The following is a 20,651-nucleotide window of genomic DNA, read 5'->3' on the forward strand; positions in this document are numbered from 1 at the left end:
TCATACTTAATCGTTATCAAGCTACTAATTGAACTTCAAATATCAAAAATAGTCAAACCCCGTAAAAATTGGATTATTTAGCGTATACTTCTTCTTTTAACAGACCGATGTACGGCAAGTTTCTGTATCGTTCCTGATAATCAAGCCCATATCCTACTACGAAGTCATCAGGAATTTTCTCACCGACATATTTTGCTTCAATATCTACTTTACGACGTGACGGTTTATCAAGCAGCGTCACAATTTCAATAGATTTTGCTTTGCGGTATTTCAGTAAATCAACGATAGAGTTAAGCGTCGTACCTGTTTCCAGAATATCTTCGATGATAATGACATCACGGTCTTCAACAGAAGTGCTTAAGTCTTTCAGAATCTTTACTTCGCCGGTACTTTCCGTGCCGCCGTGATAGCTTGAAACGTCCATAAAGTCAATTTCAACATGGGTATCAATATGTTTGATTAAATCTGTCATGAATAAGACGGAGCCTTTCAAAATACCGACGCAGAGCGGCAGGCTATCTTTGTAGTCAGCAGTCAGCTGCTGACCAAGGCGGACGCAGGCTGCTTCAATCTGTTCTTCTGTTAATACAATACTTCCAATATCATTATGCATGTTGTTCTTCTCCTTTTATGGTTAATATATCATTGATCGGATGGCTGGCACGTTTGAACGCCCCGACTGCGACTATCGTTCCATCTATCTCTACAATCGGCAGCCGGTTCCTAACAGCAGCCGGTACTTTATTATTAATCATGATGCGGTTAATCTTCTGATGGTGCTTACCTATCTTTATTTTATCACGCGGACGCGGCAGACGGACAATAATTATTTTATCGACCGGGGCGGTCAGTTCAATTTCAAAGCCATTGAACTGATATTTCCCAGGTGATTGAATCTCCATATAGTCATCCACCGGCTGTTTGCACTGTAACATCAATTTATCATATGCGATTTCGATATGCCATTTTGAAGTAACTTGATAACTTGCCTGAGCCGTGTCCGAGGCGCTGACCCGGACGATTTCATCCAAATAACTATGTGCGAGCGCCACGTGGTCACCTGTTGCTTCTTCCAGCAGCTGAATTAAGAGGGCGCGGCGTACCAGTTTATTCTCCATGTTGAACAGCGCCCTGTCCCAGCGGTAACCTGAAGATGTCTGGTCAACGCGGCCTTTAAATTCATTCACGCCGGCTGTCACTAGTTCAAGCACTTCCTCCTGCCAGACAGCAAGATCAAGCAATGATTCTGATGACAATTGACTGATGGAATCAATCACCGGCAGCAGCTGATGGCGGATTGCGTTGCGGGCATACTTCGTACTGTTGTTCGAGGCGTCTTCCATATACGGGACACGATGCGTCACAGCGTAGTCAATGAGTTCATGCTTCTTCACATCAATCAACGGCCGGCAGATGACATAGCTTTCTCTTTCAGTATCAGCGATTGACAAACGCTGTGTATAAAACCGTCTCGTCAGCAGCCGGAACATAATGGTCTCAAGCTGATCATCCTGATGATGCGCAGTCAATAATACGTCCAGCTGCTGCTGTTTCATCACTTGATCAAAAAATCGGTAGCGATAATCCCGTGCCGCCCGCTGAATGCTCTGCCCTTCCTTGAAGTAACCAGCCGGTATAGTTGCCGTAAAACACGGAATGCCGTATTGGTGTGCATATTCTTCAATCAGCTGCTGCTCATCCTTTGATTCTGGTCGCAGGCCATGATTCACATGCAGAATCACAAGCGCACTACAGCGACCAGATTCTCTCACCTTATCGAGCAGCACCATCGAATCAACTCCGCCTGATACAGCTACTGCTGCACGCTGTCCGGCAGTCCAGCACCAGTTCATTGTCAGTCCTCCTTCGAAACAACAAAAAGATTGTCCGCAGACAATCTTTATGCCAATCTATTAACGTTTAGAACCTTTACCGCCACGGCGTGATTCTGTCTGACGTTTAATTGAAGTTAGTCGGTCCTCACTATCTTTCAGAAAGTTTGACAGCTTCTTCTCGAAATCTTCAGGTTTTTTCTCCTGCTGTGGTGCGCGCTGAGGTCTCGGTCTTTCTTTTGCTTTTTTTATAGAAAGGCTGATTTTGCCGTCAGTTCCTACAGTCAGTACTTTAACTTCTACTTCTTGTCCGAGTTCAAGATGATCAGCAACATTTTCAACATAGCTGTCTGCAACTTCACTGATGTGAACAAGGCCGCTTTTCCCTTCAGGCAACTCCACAAAAGCACCGAAATTTTTAATGCCTGTGACTTTACCTTTTAACTTACTTCCAACTTCAATTGCCATATGCTTAACGAATCCTCCCAGATTTTTTTCCTCTTTATATTATATGCCTGATTCCTATAAATGACAACTCACTTAACTCGTTTTCTGAATCTTTAATCTAGTTCCTATCGGCTTTCTTCTTAGCCTGGTCATCAGGTATTTTAAATATGATTTCACCGTCATTGCTCAGGAAATATTCACTGCGGGCAATTTTAGTGATGTACTCTTTGTTGTTCAGCTGCTTTAGTTTTTCCTTCAGCGCAATCTCTCGGTCCTGCAGCTGGGCAAGTTCAGCGGTCTTCGCGTCATGTGCTGCTTTCAGTTCGCTGTTCTGCTTCATCTGCGTGACCAGCAGGACAGTCAGGAAAAGCAAGATGGCAAGCAGCGCACCTCCAAATACAGTCAGTCTTTTTCTGACGACTCGACTTGACTTCACTTTTATCCGGTTCTGCTTAGTATAGTCATTATTCATCCTTTTAACTTTACGTGCCATCCTGGTCTCCTCCTATTCCAGCGTTGATATCACTTTTTCTTCTTTTTTCACTTCGAACATCTGCTTCGCATTATCTTTAGTCGCATGCTCAGACAACGCCGTCACTTCTACCGTCATAATCCGCTGACCGAGTTTAACGACCAGCTCATCACCGACACTGACTGTGGACGATGCTTTAGCAACATTGCCGTTAATCGTAATACGTCCCTGGTCACTGACTTCTTTCGCCAGTGTGCGGCGTTTAATCAGTCGTGATACTTTCAAATATTTATCGAGTCTCATCTGCTACCTCCTTAATGGCATTCTCTATCGTTTCACCTTGCTGCATCCGTTCATATAATGCCATCACAACATTAGCAAAAGCTTTTTCTGCTTTAAAGTCACGCTGCTCTTTACCTTCTTTGCGTTTCTCGTCTTCCCATACGCGATGCAGCTCGTCTACGGTAGTAACCGTCTCGGTGCCGAACACATGCGGATGGCGGCGGATCATTTTCTCTGTAATCGATGTTACTACATCTTTAATATCGAACAGCGCTTCTTTCTCGCCGAGTGCGGTATGGAAGACGACCTGCAGCAGTATATCGCCGAGTTCTTCGATGATATTATCGATATCATCCGCATCAATAGCTGCCATCAGCTCATAACTTTCCTCGACTAAATAACGTTTCAGCGTCTGATGGGTCTGCTGCTGATCCCACGGACAGCCGTCCGGACTGACAAGCCGCTCCATCACACCAATCAATGTGCTGAATTCACCGTTCAGTCCTTCATCTGTTACAGGCGGTATGAACAGACTCGTCAAATTTGACTCTGTGAAGTCGTGGTCCAGTTCATATAAAGGGACGTGACAAAGCGAAGCTGACGCGCCCCGTGCCCCGGTGACTATCATGACAGGATGGTCATCCGGATACTTAGTCATCAGGGCGATCTTCAAGTCGCTTGCAACAATCTGGTTATAGACCTGCGTCACAACAAGCGCATTTCTAATATTGACGTGGTTCGTCTCAAACTGAGTAGCGTCAAGCAGCTGGAAACCATCATTTGGATCATATCCTGCCGCTGTAAATAAATCATCGATAAAGCTTTTGCCGCCTTTAATCGTCACTTTGACGTCGTCGCGGTTGAGCAGCAGCTGCGTCGTTGTTTCAGCTACCATTGGATGACCCGGCACAGCATAGACGACCGGCCCCTGCTTGCTTTTAGCAGCAAGCAGTTCAACGATCTCATCATAGACCGCTGCAAACTGATCGTGCCGTTCATATACTGCATCAAAACTCTGCCAGTTAACATCAGGCAGCTCATCGATGACCGGGTGTTTCAGCGTTCTGACATAAACTTCTGCTGTATTATTCAGGAGCTGATAAATGCCGTATGGCAGTTCATCAAGTCCGTAGTTACCAAGGCCGATGACCGTTATTTCATTCATAGTATATCCCTTCATTCTTTCATCAAATCCATCATCTTATCACCAAGCGGCAAATAAGACCATTCCTGCTTCGTCAGCAGTCTCCATCTTATCAGCACTATTGCTACTATCATAACCCCTAACGCCACACCTATCAAGGAAACAACTAATGCGCTGAGCCGTGTCCCCGATGGAATGAGACAGACCAGCTGTAACATGATACTCATGGCGGCAAGAACGATGCACCATTTCACCATAAATGACTGCATCCCAAGCTGGTAGCGCTGTCTAATGCAGCTGTGCAGTATTAAGGCATAGACCGTCAGACCTGCAACTGTTGCCACTGCAGCGCCGAACACGCCGAAACGGGCGATAAGGATGACGTTCAGTCCCACTTTAACAAGCAGTCCTGTCAGCACACCGATACCCTGCACTTTGTAGTCTTCCGTTACTTGCAGCATCGCCGTATACATAATGATGAGCGACACAAAAATAATGGCGAGCATATAAACACTGAGCGTTCCTGTTTCTCTCGTATCCTCAAACAGCAGCAAATTAAACGGTCTGATCAAGTTCATCAAACCGATGGCTGCTGCACTGCTGAAAATAATGGTGATCTTCAACGCAGAACGCGCATAATCATTCATCGCGTCGTATGCTTTGTTGTTACGGCTGGCCGCAAGCAGAGGTATCAGGACAAGCGAGAACGATGTCGTCACAATCAGGCCGAGCTGAATCAGCGAGGCCCCGCGGTCATAAATGCCTTTCAGTGCACGGGCATCATCCAATGCTATACCGGACTGTTTCAACCCGTTCAACACGGTGAAACTATCCACGAGCTGCCACAAAATCATAATCAAGTAACTCAGCGAATAGAACAAGGTCAGTATGAAGAAACGTCTGAATTCCTCGTTTGTCAGCCGACCGCTGCCTGTGACAGATAGTTTCCTGCCGAACTTCAAGTAAAGCCAAGCACCTGACAGACCAAGAAATGACCCGCATATGCTGAGCATGCCGCTGTCATAGATAGAAAATCCTTTTGTGAACAGCAGAACAGCCACTAAAATTGTACTGACCCGCAGTACTTGATCAATCACCTGCGACATCGCAATCGTCCGCATATCATTTTCGGCCTGCAGTCTCCCACGTACAACTGCTATAAAGCTGAATGGCAGCAGCACGAGTAATGATGTTCTGAACATGCCGCTCAACTGCTTGTCTCCCATTAATGATGTGATTACATCACTGCAAGTGAACAGTATGACGAAGACAACGATACTGATGACCCGCAGCAGCCGCAGTAATTTGCCGGGAAAATACTTATCCTGCTGCTGACTGATAACACTTGGTACAGCATTTAAGCTGAGCACTGAGACAATAGCGACTACTGGATAAACTTGCTGATAGGCATAAAGTCCTGCGTCACCGAGCACATTTTGATAAGGAACGCGGTAAATCGCACTTAAAGTTTTGACCAGCAGCATCGTAATAGTCAGTACGATGACTGTATTAAAGACGCGTTCATTGTTCTTCATCAAGCTTTAAACTTCCTTGCATAATATTTGTCAGCTGCACGAGTGACTGCAGCCAGCTGCCTCGTTTTTTCAGCGCGAGCTTCATACGGTTGCCGGCGACGCTGACTTTCAAGTCACGGCCGAATGTCTCTGTATCTTTGAAGAGCTGTACCCCGTCGACTTTCGCAGTCGATGCTTCTGATACGAATATTTCGATGTCTTTTGCGGTCTCCTTAATGTTGACTATTCCAAAAGCGAGGGCATTGACTTTAATCTTCACAATATTAAGCAGACGTTCTACTTCAACCGGATAATCGCCGTAACGATCTGTCAGTTCATCCTGAACGTCCAGCAGCTCCTGTTCAGACTGAACGAGACGGAGTTTCTTGTAGAACTCAATCTTCGCCTGTTCCTCCCGGACATATTCAGCAGGAATATAGGCATCCACCTGCACATCGATTTCAATGTCCGGTGCTTCTTCCTTCGTTTCGATGCCGCGTTTTTCGTTGACTGCCTGCTGCAGCATTTCTGTATATAAGTCATAGCCGACTGCATCGATGAAGCCGTGCTGCTGCCGGCCGAGCAAATTACCGGCACCACGGATATTCAAGTCGCGCATCGCAATCTTGAAGCCGGAGCCGAGCTCCGTGAATTCTTTAATGGCCTGCAGCCGCTGTTCAGCAACTTCTGTCAGCACTTTGTTCGGTGCATGGAGAAAATAAGCATAGCTGATTCTATTGCTTCGGCCGACGCGTCCGCGCAGCTGATACAGCTGACTGAGTCCGAAGCGGTCCGCATCTTCTATGATCAGTGTATTAGCGTTCGGCACATCAACTCCAGTCTCAATAATCGTCGTCGTCACCAGTACATCGTATTCTCCGTTAATAAAGCCGAGCATCGTCTCTTCAAGTTCCCGCTCTGCCATCTGGCCGTGAGCGACAGCAATACGGGCAGATGGCATCATCATTTCCAGCTGCTCCGCTTTCTGATAGATCGTCTGCACACGGTTGTACAAATAGAACACTTGACCGTTACGTGCAAGTTCACGGTCCATCGCTTCCTTGATGAAGTTCTGCTGATACTCAAGCACATACGTCTGCACCGGGAAACGGTTTTCCGGCGGCGTTTCGATGACTGACAAGTCACGCACACCAAGCAGACTCATATGCAGCGTCCGCGGGATAGGTGTTGCCGTCAACGTCAATACATCGACATTTGTCTTGAGCGCTTTGATTTTCTCTTTATGGGTAACGCCGAAACGCTGTTCTTCATCGACGATTAATAATCCTAAGTCTTTATAGACAACATCTTTACTGAGCAGTTTGTGCGTACCGATAACAATATCAACAAAGCCGGATTTCAGTCCTTCTTTTGTCTGCTTGATTTCTTTCGCTGTTTTGAAGCGGCTCATCATCTGCACTTCAACCGGAAAATCCTGAATTCGTTCAATGAATGTCTCGTAATGCTGCTGCGCAAGAATCGTCGTCGGCACAAGAAAGGCGACCTGCTTGCCATCCATGACGGCCTTGAATGCAGCACGGACGGCTACTTCTGTCTTACCGTAACCGACATCCCCGCATAACAGCCGGTCCATCGGTTTTGGTTTTTCCATATCCTCTTTAATCTCTTCAAGCGAACGCTTCTGGTCTTCTGTCGGCTCATACGGAAAGTCCATTTCAAAGCTGTCCTGCTCTTCTGTGTCCGGTCCAAACTGGTAACCTTGAACACGTTCACGCTCTTGATATAATTTCAGCAGTTCATCTGCAATATCATTGACGCTCTGCTGCACCCGCGCTTTTGTCTTCTTCCATTCTGTGCCGCCGAGCTTGTTCAGCTTCGGCTCCTTCTCCTCAGAACCGACGAACTTCTGGACGTAGGACATCTGGTCCACTGGAACAAACAGCTGATCGGTCCCTTTATACTGAATCTTGATGTAATCCTTATGAATATTGTTGACGAGTAATGTCTCCACGCCGAGATAACGCCCGACCCCGTGATGCACATGGACGATATAATCGCCGATGTTCAGCTCCTGATAAGACTTGATTTTCTCGGCGTTGGACATTTTTTTCTGCGTCCGTCTCGGTTTCTCTTTACGCAGTTTAAACAGTTCCCGCTCTGTTATGACCGCGAGTTTCATATAAGGCAGTTCAAAACCTTCAGATAAGTCGCCTTCTGTAATTAAAGCGATACCCGGTTCATTGACGATTCGGTCGACTGCGACAGGCAGCTGCATGTCAACAAGCATGTCCTGAATTTTCTTCTTCCGGGTCGGATTTGATGCCAGGACGACCATTGTATAGCCCTGCTTACGGAACCGGTCAAATTCAGAGAACATCAAGTCATACTGACCGTAGAACTGCTGCACCGGTTTGCATGAGAATTTTACCAGCTCTTCGATAGCAACCGGCATTGTCGCCGTAAACAGCGTGAAAAATGACGTCTTATAACGGTTCAGCAGTTGATTGAACGCCTCTTCCTTCATAAAGCGCTGACCGATAAATCCGCGGCCGGATTCAATGAGCGATGTCTGGAATTCTTCGATTTCTCGTGCGACCGACAGCTCTGTCTCTTTCACCCGGTTATATTCATCGACAACAATAATGGCGTCGTCTGCTAAATAATCGACAATCGCTGTCTCTTCCGGATAAGCGAACTTAATGGCACGGCGCAGAATATTATGATCTAAGAGCTCTGTCGTATGCATCATGAGCGAGTCATACGTTTCATGCAGTGTTTCTGCCGCTTCCTTTGAGAGTTTTTTCTCTGTGGCAGCGAGCGCTCTGCCCAGTCCTTCCTGTATGCTGGCAATTTGTGCGGCATTAAAGATGAATTCACTGGCAGCCGTAATCTCTACCTGCTCTATGTTCTCTTCAGAACGCTGACTGTCCGCATCAAAGTAGCGCAGCGCATCAATTTCCGTATCAAACAGTTCCATACGGACAGGTTTACCGATCATGGGAAAAATATCGACCAGTCCCCCACGCACAGAAAACTCACCGACTGTCGTAACGCGGTTACGTCTGACATAACCCATGTCAACAAGCTGCTGCTGCAGTACATCAAGCTCAATATCGTGTCCTAGCGTTAATGACACGATATGGGAGCCGAACAATGCTTTCGGTGTGATCAATTTCTTCAGTCCGCTGACCGGTACGATAAAAAGCCCAGGTCGCCCGGTTGCGAGGTGGGATAACGTTCTTATTCGTTCACTCATCAACTCAGGACTCTTTGTAGAGTATTCCTCTATCATAATGTCCTGGACGGGATACTTAAACAGTTCATCTTCCGGAACCAGCCGGGAAAGGTCTGCTTCCAGTTTTTCTGCCTGATACAAATTACTGGTCACAACCATCATCTGCCGGTCTTCAGCTAAATACTGCTCAGCCATCATGACCGCCTTGGCAGAAGGATTCAAGCCGGTAATCAGCAAGTTCTTACGGCCGAATATACTACTCAGTTCATTGAATCGTTCGTCCTGTCGTAAAATTCTAGTTATTATATCCTTCAATTGACATCACCATTATATTGATTCATTATATTTTCAAAACGCTCAGGCGTGAGAAACGCTTCACATGCTTCGACTGTCCGGTCAATGACCCGTGCCATCGTAATCATCTCATCAGCACTGAAACGCTGCAGCACGAAGTCAGGTACACTCATACGGCCTGACGGGCGGCCGATGCCGATCCGTATCCGCTTGAACTCATCAGTCCCTAAATGCTGAATCAATGACCTGATGCCGTTATGGCCACCGGCAGAGCCTTTCTGTCTTAACCGTAATCTGCCAGGCGGCATATCGAGATCATCATACAGCACGATCATATCTTGTATATCGACTTTGTAATAATCCAGCAGCGGTCTGACAGCCTCACCTGACAAATTCATATATGTCATCGGTTCAATCAACAGCACTTTCTCGCCGTTAATCGTCGCTACTGTATGCAGCCCGTTGAACTTCTGTTTATCAAGATCAAAGTGATGTTTTTTCGCGAGCTCATCCACCACCATAAAGCCGATATTATGTCTTGTCTCTTCAAATTTACGCCCGATATTGCCGAGCCCTACTATACACTTCATCATAGCCTCCACATATTCATTCTATTATAAAGAGTTTACCACTTTTCACCGTCTAACATAAGCACAGAAGACTAGCGGCACACTGTTATGATCAAAATAAAAATGCCTTGGCGGCACTCGAAACACTACATGTTCTGCAGTGCCTCGACTATGCGTCCAAGGCGTACTTATCATTCGTTAATCAGCTGTTATTCAGCTTTTTCTTCTGTCTGCTCTTCATTACCTTCAGCTTGGTCTTCTGCCGCTTCCTCAGTGCCTTCTTCAGCATCTTCAGCTGGTTCTTCAACAGTTGGAGGTACGACAGATACAACAGTTTCGTCATCTTCATTGTTGATTGTGAAATTACGTCCTGTACGAAGGTCGCCGACAGTAACGACATCACCGATATTTAATGAAGTGACATCTACTTCGATTGTTTCAGGAATGTCATCAGGTGTAGCCGTCACTGATACTGTAAATAATGGCTGCTGTACTACGCCGCCTTCTGCAGCGCCTGCCGCTTCACCAATCAATGTCACTGTAACATCAACTGTCAATTCAGCTTTCATGTTGATAGCCAGGAAGTCAATGTGAGTGATTTGATTTTTAAGTGGATTGACTTGATAATCAGAAACCATTACTTTAACGGGTTGTGAATCAACGTTAAGTTCAATAACGCCGTTACGGCCGACTTCACGGATGACTTTACCGAATTCTTTTTCTGCTACATATACTGATGTATTTTCTGCACCATAGCCGTATACGACTGCTGGAATTTTACCTTCATGTCGTAACTGGTTTAATGCTGATTTCGTTTGTTTACCTTCACGGGTAACTGAATTTAATGATGTCATAATAATATTTCATCCTTTCGATTGCGCACTACTAGCGCTCCTACATTTGCCCATCAGTTGTGTTAACCTGCTTGCAGAATGTTTTTTATCGTTCATGAAATAAATATACCCCCGTTTTCACGGGGGTAAACATTGATAGAGAATTAATCAAACAGGACGCTGACAGATTCTTGTTCGTAGACACGGATAATCGCTTGAGCGAGAAGTTCACCGACAGACAGCTGCTTGATTTTAGCTGGTCGGTTTGCTTCAGGTAAGACAATAGAGTTAGTTACAACGAGTTCTTTAATGGCTGAACCTTCAATTCGTTCATAAGCAGGTCCTGACAAGACTGGGTGCGTACAGCACGCATATACTTCTTTCGCTCCTTTATCAATTAATGCTTGAGCGGCTAAAGTAATCGTTCCTGCAGTATCAATGATGTCATCGATAATAATCGCTGTTTTACCGTTAATATCACCGACAATATTCATCACTTCTGCTACGTTCGGCTTTGGACGACGTTTGTCGATGATAGCAATCGGCGCTTTTAGACGGTCAGCCATTTTACGGGCACGTGTCACACCACCGTGGTCAGGCGAGACAACGACCGTTTCTGCAAGGTCGATATCATGTTTACCAAGAAAGTAGTCGGACAGAATCGGCACACCCATTAAGTGGTCAATAGGAATGTTGAAGAATCCTTGAATCTGAGGCGCATGCAGGTCGAGCGCAATAACGCGGTCGGCTCCTGCTTTTTCAATCATATCTGCTACAAGCTTCGCAGTGATCGGCTCACGACTTCTGGCTTTACGGTCCTGACGCGCGTAGCCGTAATAAGGCATCAGTACATTGATTGTCGCTGCTGAAGCACGTTTCAGTGCATCAATCATAATCAATAGTTCCATCAGATGTTCGTTGACTGGATTTGAAGTTGGTTGAACGATGAAGACGTCACAGCCGCGGATACTTTCTTCGATATTAATCTGTACTTCACCATCACTGAAACTTTTAACGCTGCATTTCCCGAGAGGAATGCCTACGTATCCGGCGATCTCTTCTGCTAGTGCCGGGTTCCCGTTCAACGAAAAAATCTTTAACTTTGAATTCTTATATTCATTCTTCAACATCATATTAGCCCCCATCATAGTCCTGCTTATTATTTTTTGTAGTATCCTTCTTTAGTCGTCTGGCGCGCCCGGCCAAGTGCGAGGCTTGACTCGGGTACGTTCTCTGTAATCGTCGAGCCGGCCGCAATAAATGACTCGTCACCGATTGTCACAGGCGCTACAAGATTTGAGTTGCAGCCGATAAACGCATCTTTACCGATTGTTGTCTTGAATTTATTAATACCATCGTAATTGACGGTGATAGCGCCGCAGCCGATATTCGTCCGAGCCCCGACTGTCGCATCACCAATATAGCTCAGATGAGAAACTTTTGCTTCATCATCCAGTTGCGATTTCTTGATCTCCACAAAGTTTCCTACTTTAACGGCTTTGCCAAGTTTACTGCCTGGTCTCAGCTGAGCATACGGACCAACTGTCGTGTCTTCACCGATGATAGACGCTGTCACTACAGACTGTTTAATCTGTGCTCTGTCGCCGATCGTGCTGTCTTTAATATCACAGTTAGCACTGATAAACACGTCTTCACCGATAATTGTCTGACCTGCAAGGACAGTCCCCGGGTAAACAACGGTGTCTGCTCCGATGACAACATCTGCATCAATATAAGTCGTCTCCGGATCGATCAATGTGACGCCGTTCATCATGTGGCGGTCGTTAATACGTTTTCTCATCAGACGTTCAGCCTTTGCTAAGTAGACTCTGTCATTAACGCCTAATGTCTCATCAAAATCTTCGGTAATATATGCTTCTACCTTCTCGCCATCAGCCTGCAGCAGCTGAATCACATCAGGCAGATAGTATTCTCCCTGCGCATTGTCGTTGGATACTTGCGCAAGTTTCTCAAATAAAGCGGCATTATCAAAACAGAACGTGCCGGAACTAATTTCCGAAACCAGCTTCTCTTCCAACGAGGCATCTTTTTCTTCAACAATCTTGACGACATTGTTATGGTCATCACGGATAATCCGGCCGTAACCGAACGGCTGATTCGTCACCGCTGACAAAATCGTTGCTTTAGCACCGCTGTTTTCGTGATGAGCGATAAAGCTGCTGATTGTCTCTTCAGAAATTAACGGTGTGTCTCCACAAATGACGACTGTTGTGCCCGTATGTTCTCCTAAATGTTCCTGCGCCATTGCCACAGCATGGGCCGTACCTAGCTGTTCTTCCTGCCGGCTGAACTTTGATTCTCCGGCAAGTACTTCCTGCACCTGCTCTGCGCCATGTCCAACAATGGTGACGACTTCCGATACGCCGGCACCGCGGATATTATCAAGAACATGTTTCACCATCGGCTTACCACAGACAGGATGCAGTACTTTGTACAGCTTGGATTTCATACGTGTCCCTTTTCCTGCCGCCAGAATGATTGCTTGTCTATTCATAAAGAGCGCCTCCATAATTCACTTTATTCCTATTATAATTTAATCACTATGTGACTTTCAAGAACTATCAGTCGTTCCGTATAGATGATGCCTATGACATTCCGCTTTATAACTAAAAAAAACATCACTTTTCCAAGTGATGTTGTCCTAATCATGATTAATGGGTTAAATCTTCAGCGGCTGTTGTAGTAGAGTCTGCTTCTAATAAGTCAGGCACTTCTTCGCTTGTTGCAGCACTAGACTGGTCAAAAGTCTGAATCGGCTCATCAGCGGTTGTCGTCCGGTAGTTCTCTATTTCGATTTCCTCGTACACTTTCATTACAGCCTGTTGTATCTCCTGTCGCATCTCACTGTTGATAGGATGCGCGATATCTCTGAATTCTCCGTCTGGTGTCCGCTTACTCGGCATTGCAACAAACAGTCCTGAGTTGCCTTCAATCACCCGGAGATCATGAATAACAAATGCTTCATCAAGTGTAATGGATACTAATGCTTTCATGCGACCATCTGCATCTATTTTTCTCAACCTCACGTCTGTAACTTTCACTTCAGTAAGCCCCCTATCTGTATATAAAACCATCAATTATCGCTTAATGGACTAGAGCTACTGCCTCAATCTCGACTTTAACATCTTTTGGTAGACGGCTGACTTCCACACAGCTTCTTGCCGGCAGATGCTCATTAAAATACGTACCGTATACTTCATTGATGACAGGAAAGTCATTCATATCACTGATAAATATCGTTGTCTTTACTACTGTATCCAGCGATGCACCGCTATCTTCCAGCACAGCCTTAAGATTGACAAGAACTTGCTCTGTCTGGTCTCTTACATCATCGCTGACGATTGAACCTTCCAGTGTTAAAGGAATCTGTCCGCTGGTATATACCATGTTATTCACGACAACTGCGTGACAATATGGTCCAATGGCTTCCGGTGCTTGTTTAGAAAAAACTGTTTTCATGTTGTGAGCTCCTTTATTTAAACCGTTCCAGGCAATTGCCTTCTTCAACTGTGAACGACTGATTATATTCATCTACGTCTGATAACTTTACTAAGGAAGTATAATCTTCAATTAAGCGATGTTTGACCTCTTTCGATTCTACAAGTACAGATACCCCGATTACTTGCGCTTTAAACTCGCTCATCAAATTCATGACACCTGTGATAGAGCCGCCGGCACGCATAAAATCATCGACGATTAAGACGTTCGAGCCTTCAGGCAGTGTACGCTTTGACAGCACCATTGTTTCGATTTTTCTCGACGAACCGGAGACATAGTTGATTGACACTGTTGAGCCTTCTGTCACTTTGTTATCTTTCCGGATGACAACGACCGGCACATTCATAATATTCGCCACGGCGTTTGCAAGCGATATCCCTTTTGTCGCAATCGTCACGACTGCATCGACTTCCCGGCCCATATACATCGTTGCAATGAGCTCACCAACTTGACCGAGCAGCCGCGGATTACCGACTAAATCGGACATGAATAAATAGCCGCCGGGCAGAAGGCGTTCTTTCTCCTGCAGCATCTCACATAAGTAGGCAATCAGTGCTTCTGCTTCTTTTCGGTACATCTTCGGCATAAAAGTAACGCCGCCGCTTGCACCGGCAGTTGTCGTCACAATGCCCACTTCCTCTTTCTGGAAAGTTTCTTTAATGATTTGAATGTCCTCACTAATGGATGATTTTGCCTGCTCAAACTTCTGGACAAAAAATGTCAATGGGACTAGTTCATTTGGATGGCTCAGCAAATAGCTTGTCATAAAGACAATACGTTCACTTCTTTTAAACTTCATATAAAACCCTCATTTACGCATATTTTATGTATAATATAACATAAATGTTCGGTTTTACAATATTATCCGAGCAATCTTACCATATAAACTTCTTTGCAGCAGCCTTTTAATGCGTTGACCACGCTTTTTGCCTGGCGCTCCTTGCTCATCAGACCATAAACAGTCGGACCGCTTCCACTCATCAAGGCAGCGTCCGCACCGCTTTTCAGCATCGTTTCTTTCAACGTCTTAATGACTGGATGCATAGCTATCGTCACTTTCTCAAGATCATTGCCGAGGCTGTTGACCAGCAGATTATAATCACCGGTTTTTATGGCAGTGATACATTGGCCAGTCGGTATAGCATCGTCGTTATCATCAAGCTGCAGTGCGCCGTACACGTCTGCAGTTGATACGCTGATATCCGGTTTTGCGAGTACGACCCATGATGCCGGTGGTTTCGGCAGCTGTGTCAGCTGTTCACCGCGTCCTTTGCATAGGGCCGTCCGGCCGTAAATACAGAAGGAAATATCAGAACCGATTTCAGCGGCGAGTTCACTCAGTGTCTCAAGCGGCAGATTCAAGTCGAAAAGACGGTTCATCCCGCGGAATGCCGCTGCCGCATCACTGGAGCCGCCAGCAAGCCCAGCGGCAATCGGAATCGATTTATCGAGTGTAATAGTGACCCCCTGCTGCAGCTGGTAACGCTCCATCATCAGCTGCGCCGCCTTATAGGCCAGATTTCTATGATCGTTCGGTACATACCTGTGCTCGATTTTCAGCACGATTTTTTTATCTTTGCGCTTTTCAAAAGACAGGCGGTCATTTAGATCCACTGTTGTCATGACCATCTCGACTTCATGATAGCCGTCATCACGTTTATATAATGTATCTAAGGTCAAATTTATTTTCGCCGGTGCATTTTCATAAATCATTAGTCGTCCTCACTTAAAATTATTAGTACAAGTTTACCATAAGTTATAAATGACCGGTACAGCGATTTATGATAAAGAAAAAAGCACAGCCGGGATAGGCTGTGCTGACTCACATAAATTATTGAACAAGAAACTCTTCTTGGTTTTCGTTGACAAAAGTGACCTGAACATTCTCAGTTAATACATCAGTGTATGTATAAGACACGCGCTCAAAATTATGTTTATCCTGATCGAGTTCTACAATAAATACTGATGGATAAGTTTCTTTGAGTACGCCACTGCGCTCAATTAACTTCTTACGGCCTCCATTAGCTCTAAGTACAATACGATTTCCTAACTGACAATCAAGAATTTTTTTGATGTCTATTAATGTCTTTGGCATATTGACCCACCTCGCTATAGTTGAAATTATAGCATTTTTTGGGTAATTAGTCAAACAAATTTTTAATTTTATCAACTACTGCAGGTATTGTCAATAGATTTATATCGAAAGATTCGAAAATTTGTCAAAATTATTAGATAATTCCGAGAATTCCTGTAATGTCAAACTTTCACCACGGCGTGACGGTGCTATACCGGAACGCTCAAGCCAGCTGATAATGTCTTCCTTATGTTCTTTGCTGTTTTGAATCAGCGACATATAGTTGTTGAGTATCGTTTTACGACGCTGTACAAATGCACCGCGTGTCAGCTTAAAGAACAGCTGCTCATCGTTCACCGCTACAGCAGGCTCATTTAAAGCCGTCAGTTTAACAACTAATGAATCGACATTCGGCGGCGGCATGAAAACACCTTTAGGTACGACCATCACTTTTTCCACAGTCGTGTAATACTGGACGGCAATGGACAGCGAACCGTAGCTTTTAGTTGAAGGAACCGCACTCAGGCGCTCGCCCACTTCTTTCTGCATCATGACGACATAGCTTGAGATCGGCAGCTGCTGCTCCAGTAGTCCCATTAAGATGGGTGTCGTAATATAGTACGGCAGATTGGCAACAACTAGTATCTCCTGACAGTCAGTTAAATGTTCATCAATTGCTGCCTTGACGTCTGCTTTCAATATATCCTCATTGATGACAGTGACATTATTATAAGGGCTTAAACTGTCTTCAAGAATCGGTATAAGGCGCTGGTCAATTTCAAAAGCAAGTACCTTTTTAGCGCGTTTTGCCAGCTGTTCAGTCAGCGAGCCCATGCCCGGGCCGATTTCAATCACGCCTGATTGTTCTGTAATGCCGCTCGCTGTAATAATGTTGTTAATGACATTCGTATCAACGAGAAAATTCTGCCCGAGACTTTTCTTAAACGAAAAACCATACTTATCAAGCAGCATCTTCGTACGGACAGGTGTAGCAATATCTTTCTGTTCCATGTTATCCTCCATGTTTCAAGGCTGCAATCACATCTTCTTCAGTTACACCAAACGCATTTAAGCGGTGGAATAACTGCTTGCCGTTGCAGTAGCCCAGTTTTAAGTTGTTGCATACTTTGCTTCGCCGCTCTCTTGCGCCTGGTCCCATAATCAGACCGAGGTCAACAAGCAGTTCCTTTGATACGGTTTCCACATCACTGTCAAACGGTGTGCTGATATTGACCAGCGCATCGCGGATGGCATCCAGCGGCGCATGTTCAACACCAATCTTGCCGCGCTTATTACGAGCGACAGCCGCATCAATAAATGCCTGTTTTGCTGTAGGCACGCGTTTTTCAATCGTCATTCTGATTTTATTTCCCGGGTAATCCGGATCCGTCAGAATAATGACACCGCGTTTCTCAGCTGCATGTTCAATCGCCTGCAGCGTCTTCTCATTAATAGCGGAACCATTGGTCTCGATTGTATCGCAGTCAACAGCCTGCTTCACCCGCACTGTATCATCCTTGCCTTCGACAATGACAATTTCATTTATTTTCATATTAATCACCTGCGCTATTATACCATATGCACGACCTATACAAGTACAACAACGCGCCTCAGCAGCTTTTTAAAGCCACTGAGGCGCGTTACTTTATTGCAAATTAAACAACCGTTCAGCATTCGCCGTAGTAGCGGCTGCTAATTCTTCATAACTAATGCCCCGGAGTTCAGCAATCTGTTCTGCGACCAGCTTGACGTAAGCTGGTTCGTTCCGCTTGCCGCGGTACGGATGCGGCGTTAAATACGGCGCATCCGTTTCAACAATCAGCTTATCAAGCGGGACGTGCACCGCCACTTCTTTCGGCTGCTTCGCATTTTTAAATGTCACAGGGCCGCCCAGTGAAATGATGAAGTTCAGTTTCAGCACTTCATCGCACATCTCCGGTGAACTACTGAAACTATGCATAACACCCCCGACTTCAGCTGCATTTTCAGATTTTAATATATCGACGACGTCCTGCGTCGCTTCTCTGTTGTGGATGACAATCGGCAGTTTCAGTTCTTTTGCCAGAGCAATCTGGCGTTTGAAGACCGTCTTCTGAATATCTTTCGGTGATTTATCCCAGTGATAATCCAGCCCCATCTCACCGAGCGCAACAATTTTCGGGTGTTTTGCCAGTTCTTTAATCCACTCATAATAGTCATCAGTAAAATCAATCGCGTCTACTGGATGCCAGCCAATGACACCATAGAGGAAGTCATGCTCATCAATCAATGTCATAGTCCGTTTGATTGTCTTCTCATCAAAGCCGACGACAATCATGCGGTCAATGCCTGCTGCTCTCGCCCGGTCAATGACTTCTGTTAAATCCTCATCATATTGATCGGCGTTTAAATGGACATGCGTATCGATTAACATTGAATCACTCCTATTTGACGATTGAGCCGTTATCGATAGTGTTTGGCACACTCACCAATGTCAGCTGGCCGTCTTTTTCCGCGGACAGAATCATACCTTGTGACAGTTCACCGCGCAGATTAACTGGCTTCAAGTTGGTCACGACGATGACTTTCTTGCCGATAATATCTTCCGGCTTATAATATTCTGCGATGCCTGAGACAATCTGGCGTTTTTCACTGCCTAAGTCCACTTGGATTTTAAGCAGTTTTTTCGCTTTTTTCACGTAATCGGCATCAATGACAGTGGCGACTTTAAGTTCTACTTGGTCGAACACATCAATCGTGATTTCATCCTTACCCGGTGCTTCCACTGCTTCGACTTTCGGCTGCATCGTACTCTTGATGAATGCCACTTCTTTGTCCGCTTCCAGACGCGGGAAGATAGGCGCAGGCGTTGGTGTGACATGAACTTCACCTAATTGGCCGAACGCGTTGAGACTGCTGTATTCTTGCAGAGCACTGTCTGTTAAGTTCATCTGCTCAAATATTTTGTACGGAGCTTTTGTCAAAAATGGACGTAACAGCACAGCCGCAAAACGGATGCTTTCAAGCAGATGGTACATCACACTTTCGAGCAGTTCTTTCTGGCTGTCATCTTTTGCAAGAATCCATGGTGTTGTCTCATCGATGTATTTGTTCGTCCGGCTGATCAGTTTCCACACTTCCTGCAGAGCTACTGAGAACTGCAGAGCCTCCATCGCTTCATCGTAATGTTTCTTCGTCTCAAGCGCCAGTGCCTCAAGCTCAGTATCTTTATCATGCAGCTGTCCGTTATAGCCGGACAATTTACCGCCAAAGTATTTATTGATCATCGCAATCGTTCGGTTCACTAAGTTACCGAGATCATTAGCAAGGTCAAAGTTCGTGCGGTCGATAAAGGCTTCCGGTGTAAAGACACCATCAGAACCAAACGGCAGTTCACGCATTAAATAATAGCGGACAGCATCGAGGCCGTAACGGTCGATCAAAATATGCGGATCGACAACATTTCCTTTAGATTTACTCATCTTACCGTCTTTCATTAAAATCCAGCCGTGTGCGAATACTTTTTTCGGCAGCGGCAGATCAAGCGCCATCAGCAGAATCGGCCAGATGATTGTATGGAAACGGACAATTTCCTTCGCCATAATATGCACGTCTGCCGGCCAGTATTTTTTGAACAGTTCATCGTCATCGGATAAGTAGCCGAGCGCTGAAATATAATTCGTCAGTGCATCAATCCAGACGTAGACAACGTGCTTTGGATTAGACGGCACTTTAATACCCCAGTCAAATGATGTCCGGGACACTGCCAAATCTTCCAGTCCAGGCTTGATGAAGTTATTCAGCATTTCATTCTTTCTTGATACCGGCTGAATGAAGTCAGGGTGCTCTTCATAATACTGAACAAGCCGGTCTGCATATTTACTCAGCTTGAAGAAATAGCTCTCTTCTTTCACAAGCTCTACCGGGTGGCCGGAATCCGGACTTTTACCGCCGACAACTTTGTCGCCCTCAAAAATCGGATCAACAAGCTGCGTCTCTGTATAGTATGTTTCATCAGGCACAGAATACCAGCCTTCATATTCGCCGAGGTAAATATCACCCTGCTCCAGCAATCTTTCAAATATTCTCTCAACGACTACTTTATGACGTTCTTCAGTTGTACGGATGAAATCATCATTTGAGATTTCAAGCTTCTTCCATAATTCTTGAATATCTGTGATGATCTCATTTAAATATTCTATTTCCGGTTTTTCTGCTGCCTGAGCTTTCTCCTGGATCTTCTGGCCATGCTCATCAGTCCCCGTTAAATATCTTACATCATACCCTTGCAGCCGTTTATAACGGGCGATCGTATCTGCAGCCACTGTAGAATACGCGTGCCCGATATGCAGTTTGCCGCTTGGATAATAAATCGGTGTCGTCACGTAAAAAGTCTTGTTTGTCATCGTAGTCCTCCTCAGTTCTTCTATCCATTAAATATACAGAAAAAAAACCTATATTTCAATATCCTTTAAATGTAAATTCGACATATTTAA

General features: G+C 45.3%; 21 protein-coding genes. All 21 read right to left on the reverse strand.

What is annotated here, in order from left to right; translation table 11 throughout:
* Positions 1-73: 73 nt before the first annotated feature.
* Positions 74-613: a hypoxanthine phosphoribosyltransferase gene (hpt, locus tag KFV11_RS11045; protein ID WP_149459895.1), complete on the reverse strand. Its 540-nt coding sequence runs from the start codon at positions 611-613 to the stop codon at positions 74-76.
* A complete protein-coding gene (tilS, locus tag KFV11_RS11050) occupies positions 606-1,853 on the reverse strand; it encodes a tRNA lysidine(34) synthetase TilS (protein WP_254249943.1) in 1,248 nt (415 codons plus the stop codon). The genes hpt and tilS overlap by 8 nt, the downstream gene beginning before the upstream one ends.
* Positions 1,854-1,913: 60 nt before the next feature.
* Positions 1,914-2,300, reverse strand: coding sequence for a S1 domain-containing RNA-binding protein (locus KFV11_RS11055; protein ID WP_149459897.1), 387 nt, complete (start codon positions 2,298-2,300; stop codon positions 1,914-1,916).
* A gap of 97 nt (positions 2,301-2,397) precedes the next feature.
* Positions 2,398-2,772: an FtsB family cell division protein gene (locus KFV11_RS11060; protein ID WP_149459898.1), complete on the reverse strand. Its 375-nt coding sequence runs from the start codon at positions 2,770-2,772 to the stop codon at positions 2,398-2,400.
* Positions 2,773-2,784: 12 nt separating this feature from the next.
* Complete coding sequence (locus tag KFV11_RS11065) at positions 2,785-3,054, reverse strand: RNA-binding S4 domain-containing protein (protein ID WP_254249944.1); 270 nt, start codon at positions 3,052-3,054, stop codon at positions 2,785-2,787.
* Positions 3,041-4,198, reverse strand: coding sequence for a MazG nucleotide pyrophosphohydrolase domain-containing protein (locus tag KFV11_RS11070; RefSeq protein ID WP_254249945.1), 1,158 nt, complete (start codon positions 4,196-4,198; stop codon positions 3,041-3,043). Before KFV11_RS11070 ends, KFV11_RS11065 begins: the two co-directional genes overlap by 14 nt.
* 11 nt (positions 4,199-4,209) lie before the next feature.
* A complete protein-coding gene (locus tag KFV11_RS11075) occupies positions 4,210-5,712 on the reverse strand; it encodes a polysaccharide biosynthesis protein (RefSeq protein WP_254249946.1) in 1,503 nt (500 codons plus the stop codon).
* A complete protein-coding gene (gene mfd / locus KFV11_RS11080) occupies positions 5,699-9,202 on the reverse strand; it encodes a transcription-repair coupling factor (RefSeq protein WP_254249947.1) in 3,504 nt (1,167 codons plus the stop codon). The genes KFV11_RS11075 and mfd overlap by 14 nt, the downstream gene beginning before the upstream one ends.
* On the reverse strand, positions 9,199-9,771 hold the full coding sequence (gene pth, locus KFV11_RS11085) for an aminoacyl-tRNA hydrolase (RefSeq protein WP_149459903.1): 573 nt from the start codon (positions 9,769-9,771) through the stop codon (positions 9,199-9,201). Before pth ends, mfd begins: the two co-directional genes overlap by 4 nt.
* A gap of 188 nt (positions 9,772-9,959) precedes the next feature.
* Positions 9,960-10,604, reverse strand: a complete 645-nt coding sequence (locus KFV11_RS11090; RefSeq protein WP_149459904.1) for a 50S ribosomal protein L25/general stress protein Ctc — start codon at positions 10,602-10,604, stop codon at positions 9,960-9,962.
* A 143-nt stretch (positions 10,605-10,747) separates the two neighbouring features.
* Positions 10,748-11,713 carry a ribose-phosphate diphosphokinase gene (locus KFV11_RS11095; RefSeq protein ID WP_149459905.1) on the reverse strand — a complete coding sequence of 322 codons (966 nt, stop codon included), beginning with the start codon at positions 11,711-11,713 and terminating at the stop codon, positions 10,748-10,750.
* Positions 11,714-11,742: 29 nt separating this feature from the next.
* On the reverse strand, positions 11,743-13,098 hold the full coding sequence (gene glmU / locus KFV11_RS11100) for a bifunctional UDP-N-acetylglucosamine diphosphorylase/glucosamine-1-phosphate N-acetyltransferase GlmU (protein ID WP_254249948.1): 1,356 nt from the start codon (positions 13,096-13,098) through the stop codon (positions 11,743-11,745).
* Between the two features lie 157 nt (positions 13,099-13,255).
* Positions 13,256-13,645, reverse strand: coding sequence for a septation regulator SpoVG (spoVG, locus tag KFV11_RS11105; protein WP_149459907.1), 390 nt, complete (start codon positions 13,643-13,645; stop codon positions 13,256-13,258).
* A gap of 43 nt (positions 13,646-13,688) precedes the next feature.
* A complete protein-coding gene (locus KFV11_RS11110; protein WP_149459908.1) occupies positions 13,689-14,063 on the reverse strand; it encodes a RidA family protein in 375 nt (124 codons plus the stop codon).
* A gap of 13 nt (positions 14,064-14,076) precedes the next feature.
* Positions 14,077-14,901 carry a pur operon repressor gene (gene purR / locus KFV11_RS11115; protein ID WP_149459909.1) on the reverse strand — a complete coding sequence of 275 codons (825 nt, stop codon included), beginning with the start codon at positions 14,899-14,901 and terminating at the stop codon, positions 14,077-14,079.
* A 62-nt stretch (positions 14,902-14,963) separates the two neighbouring features.
* On the reverse strand, positions 14,964-15,815 hold the full coding sequence (ispE, locus tag KFV11_RS11120; protein WP_149459910.1) for a 4-(cytidine 5'-diphospho)-2-C-methyl-D-erythritol kinase: 852 nt from the start codon (positions 15,813-15,815) through the stop codon (positions 14,964-14,966).
* Between the two features lie 118 nt (positions 15,816-15,933).
* Positions 15,934-16,197, reverse strand: a complete 264-nt coding sequence (veg, locus tag KFV11_RS11125; protein ID WP_133444403.1) for a biofilm formation stimulator Veg — start codon at positions 16,195-16,197, stop codon at positions 15,934-15,936.
* A gap of 99 nt (positions 16,198-16,296) precedes the next feature.
* Positions 16,297-17,187, reverse strand: a complete 891-nt coding sequence (gene rsmA / locus KFV11_RS11130) for a 16S rRNA (adenine(1518)-N(6)/adenine(1519)-N(6))-dimethyltransferase RsmA (RefSeq protein WP_254249949.1) — start codon at positions 17,185-17,187, stop codon at positions 16,297-16,299.
* A 1-nt stretch (position 17,188) separates the two neighbouring features.
* Positions 17,189-17,728 (reverse strand): ribonuclease M5, encoded by a 540-nt coding sequence (gene rnmV / locus KFV11_RS11135; protein ID WP_149459912.1) that lies wholly within the window; start codon positions 17,726-17,728, stop codon positions 17,189-17,191.
* A 93-nt stretch (positions 17,729-17,821) separates the two neighbouring features.
* Positions 17,822-18,589, reverse strand: coding sequence for a TatD family hydrolase (locus tag KFV11_RS11140; protein WP_149459913.1), 768 nt, complete (start codon positions 18,587-18,589; stop codon positions 17,822-17,824).
* A gap of 10 nt (positions 18,590-18,599) precedes the next feature.
* Positions 18,600-20,561 (reverse strand): methionine--tRNA ligase, encoded by a 1,962-nt coding sequence (gene metG, locus KFV11_RS11145; RefSeq protein WP_254249950.1) that lies wholly within the window; start codon positions 20,559-20,561, stop codon positions 18,600-18,602.
* Positions 20,562-20,651 lie beyond the last annotated feature (90 nt).

It is taken from the genome of Macrococcus equipercicus (assembly GCF_024205945.1).
GTDB classification, from domain to species: domain Bacteria; phylum Bacillota; class Bacilli; order Staphylococcales; family Staphylococcaceae; genus Macrococcus; species Macrococcus equipercicus.

Bases quoted from the DNA above. Each gene is read 5' to 3' on its own strand.
- hpt (WP_149459895.1), bottom strand. From the start codon at position 613: ATGCATAATGATATTGGAAGTATTGTATTAACAGAAGAACAGATTGAA.
- tilS (WP_254249943.1), bottom strand. From the start codon at position 1,853: ATGAACTGGTGCTGGACTGCCGGACAGCGTGCAGCAGTAGCTGTATCA.
- KFV11_RS11055 (WP_149459897.1), bottom strand. From the start codon at position 2,300: ATGGCAATTGAAGTTGGAAGTAAGTTAAAAGGTAAAGTCACAGGCATT.
- KFV11_RS11060 (WP_149459898.1), bottom strand. From the start codon at position 2,772: ATGGCACGTAAAGTTAAAAGGATGAATAATGACTATACTAAGCAGAAC.
- KFV11_RS11065 (WP_254249944.1), bottom strand. From the start codon at position 3,054: ATGAGACTCGATAAATATTTGAAAGTATCACGACTGATTAAACGCCGC.
- KFV11_RS11070 (WP_254249945.1), bottom strand. From the start codon at position 4,198: ATGAATGAAATAACGGTCATCGGCCTTGGTAACTACGGACTTGATGAA.
- KFV11_RS11075 (WP_254249946.1), bottom strand. From the start codon at position 5,712: ATGAAGAACAATGAACGCGTCTTTAATACAGTCATCGTACTGACTATT.
- pth (WP_149459903.1), bottom strand. From the start codon at position 9,771: ATGAAGTGTATAGTAGGGCTCGGCAATATCGGGCGTAAATTTGAAGAG.
- KFV11_RS11090 (WP_149459904.1), bottom strand. From the start codon at position 10,604: ATGACATCATTAAATTCAGTTACCCGTGAAGGTAAACAAACGAAATCA.
- KFV11_RS11095 (WP_149459905.1), bottom strand. From the start codon at position 11,713: ATGTTGAAGAATGAATATAAGAATTCAAAGTTAAAGATTTTTTCGTTG.
- glmU (WP_254249948.1), bottom strand. From the start codon at position 13,098: ATGAATAGACAAGCAATCATTCTGGCGGCAGGAAAAGGGACACGTATG.
- KFV11_RS11110 (WP_149459908.1), bottom strand. From the start codon at position 14,063: ATGAAAACAGTTTTTTCTAAACAAGCACCGGAAGCCATTGGACCATAT.
- purR (WP_149459909.1), bottom strand. From the start codon at position 14,901: ATGAAGTTTAAAAGAAGTGAACGTATTGTCTTTATGACAAGCTATTTG.
- ispE (WP_149459910.1), bottom strand. From the start codon at position 15,815: ATGATTTATGAAAATGCACCGGCGAAAATAAATTTGACCTTAGATACA.
- veg (WP_133444403.1), bottom strand. From the start codon at position 16,197: ATGCCAAAGACATTAATAGACATCAAAAAAATTCTTGATTGTCAGTTA.
- rsmA (WP_254249949.1), bottom strand. From the start codon at position 17,187: ATGGAACAGAAAGATATTGCTACACCTGTCCGTACGAAGATGCTGCTT.
- rnmV (WP_149459912.1), bottom strand. From the start codon at position 17,728: ATGAAAATAAATGAAATTGTCATTGTCGAAGGCAAGGATGATACAGTG.
- KFV11_RS11140 (WP_149459913.1), bottom strand. From the start codon at position 18,589: ATGTTAATCGATACGCATGTCCATTTAAACGCCGATCAATATGATGAG.
- metG (WP_254249950.1), bottom strand. From the start codon at position 20,561: ATGACAAACAAGACTTTTTACGTGACGACACCGATTTATTATCCAAGC.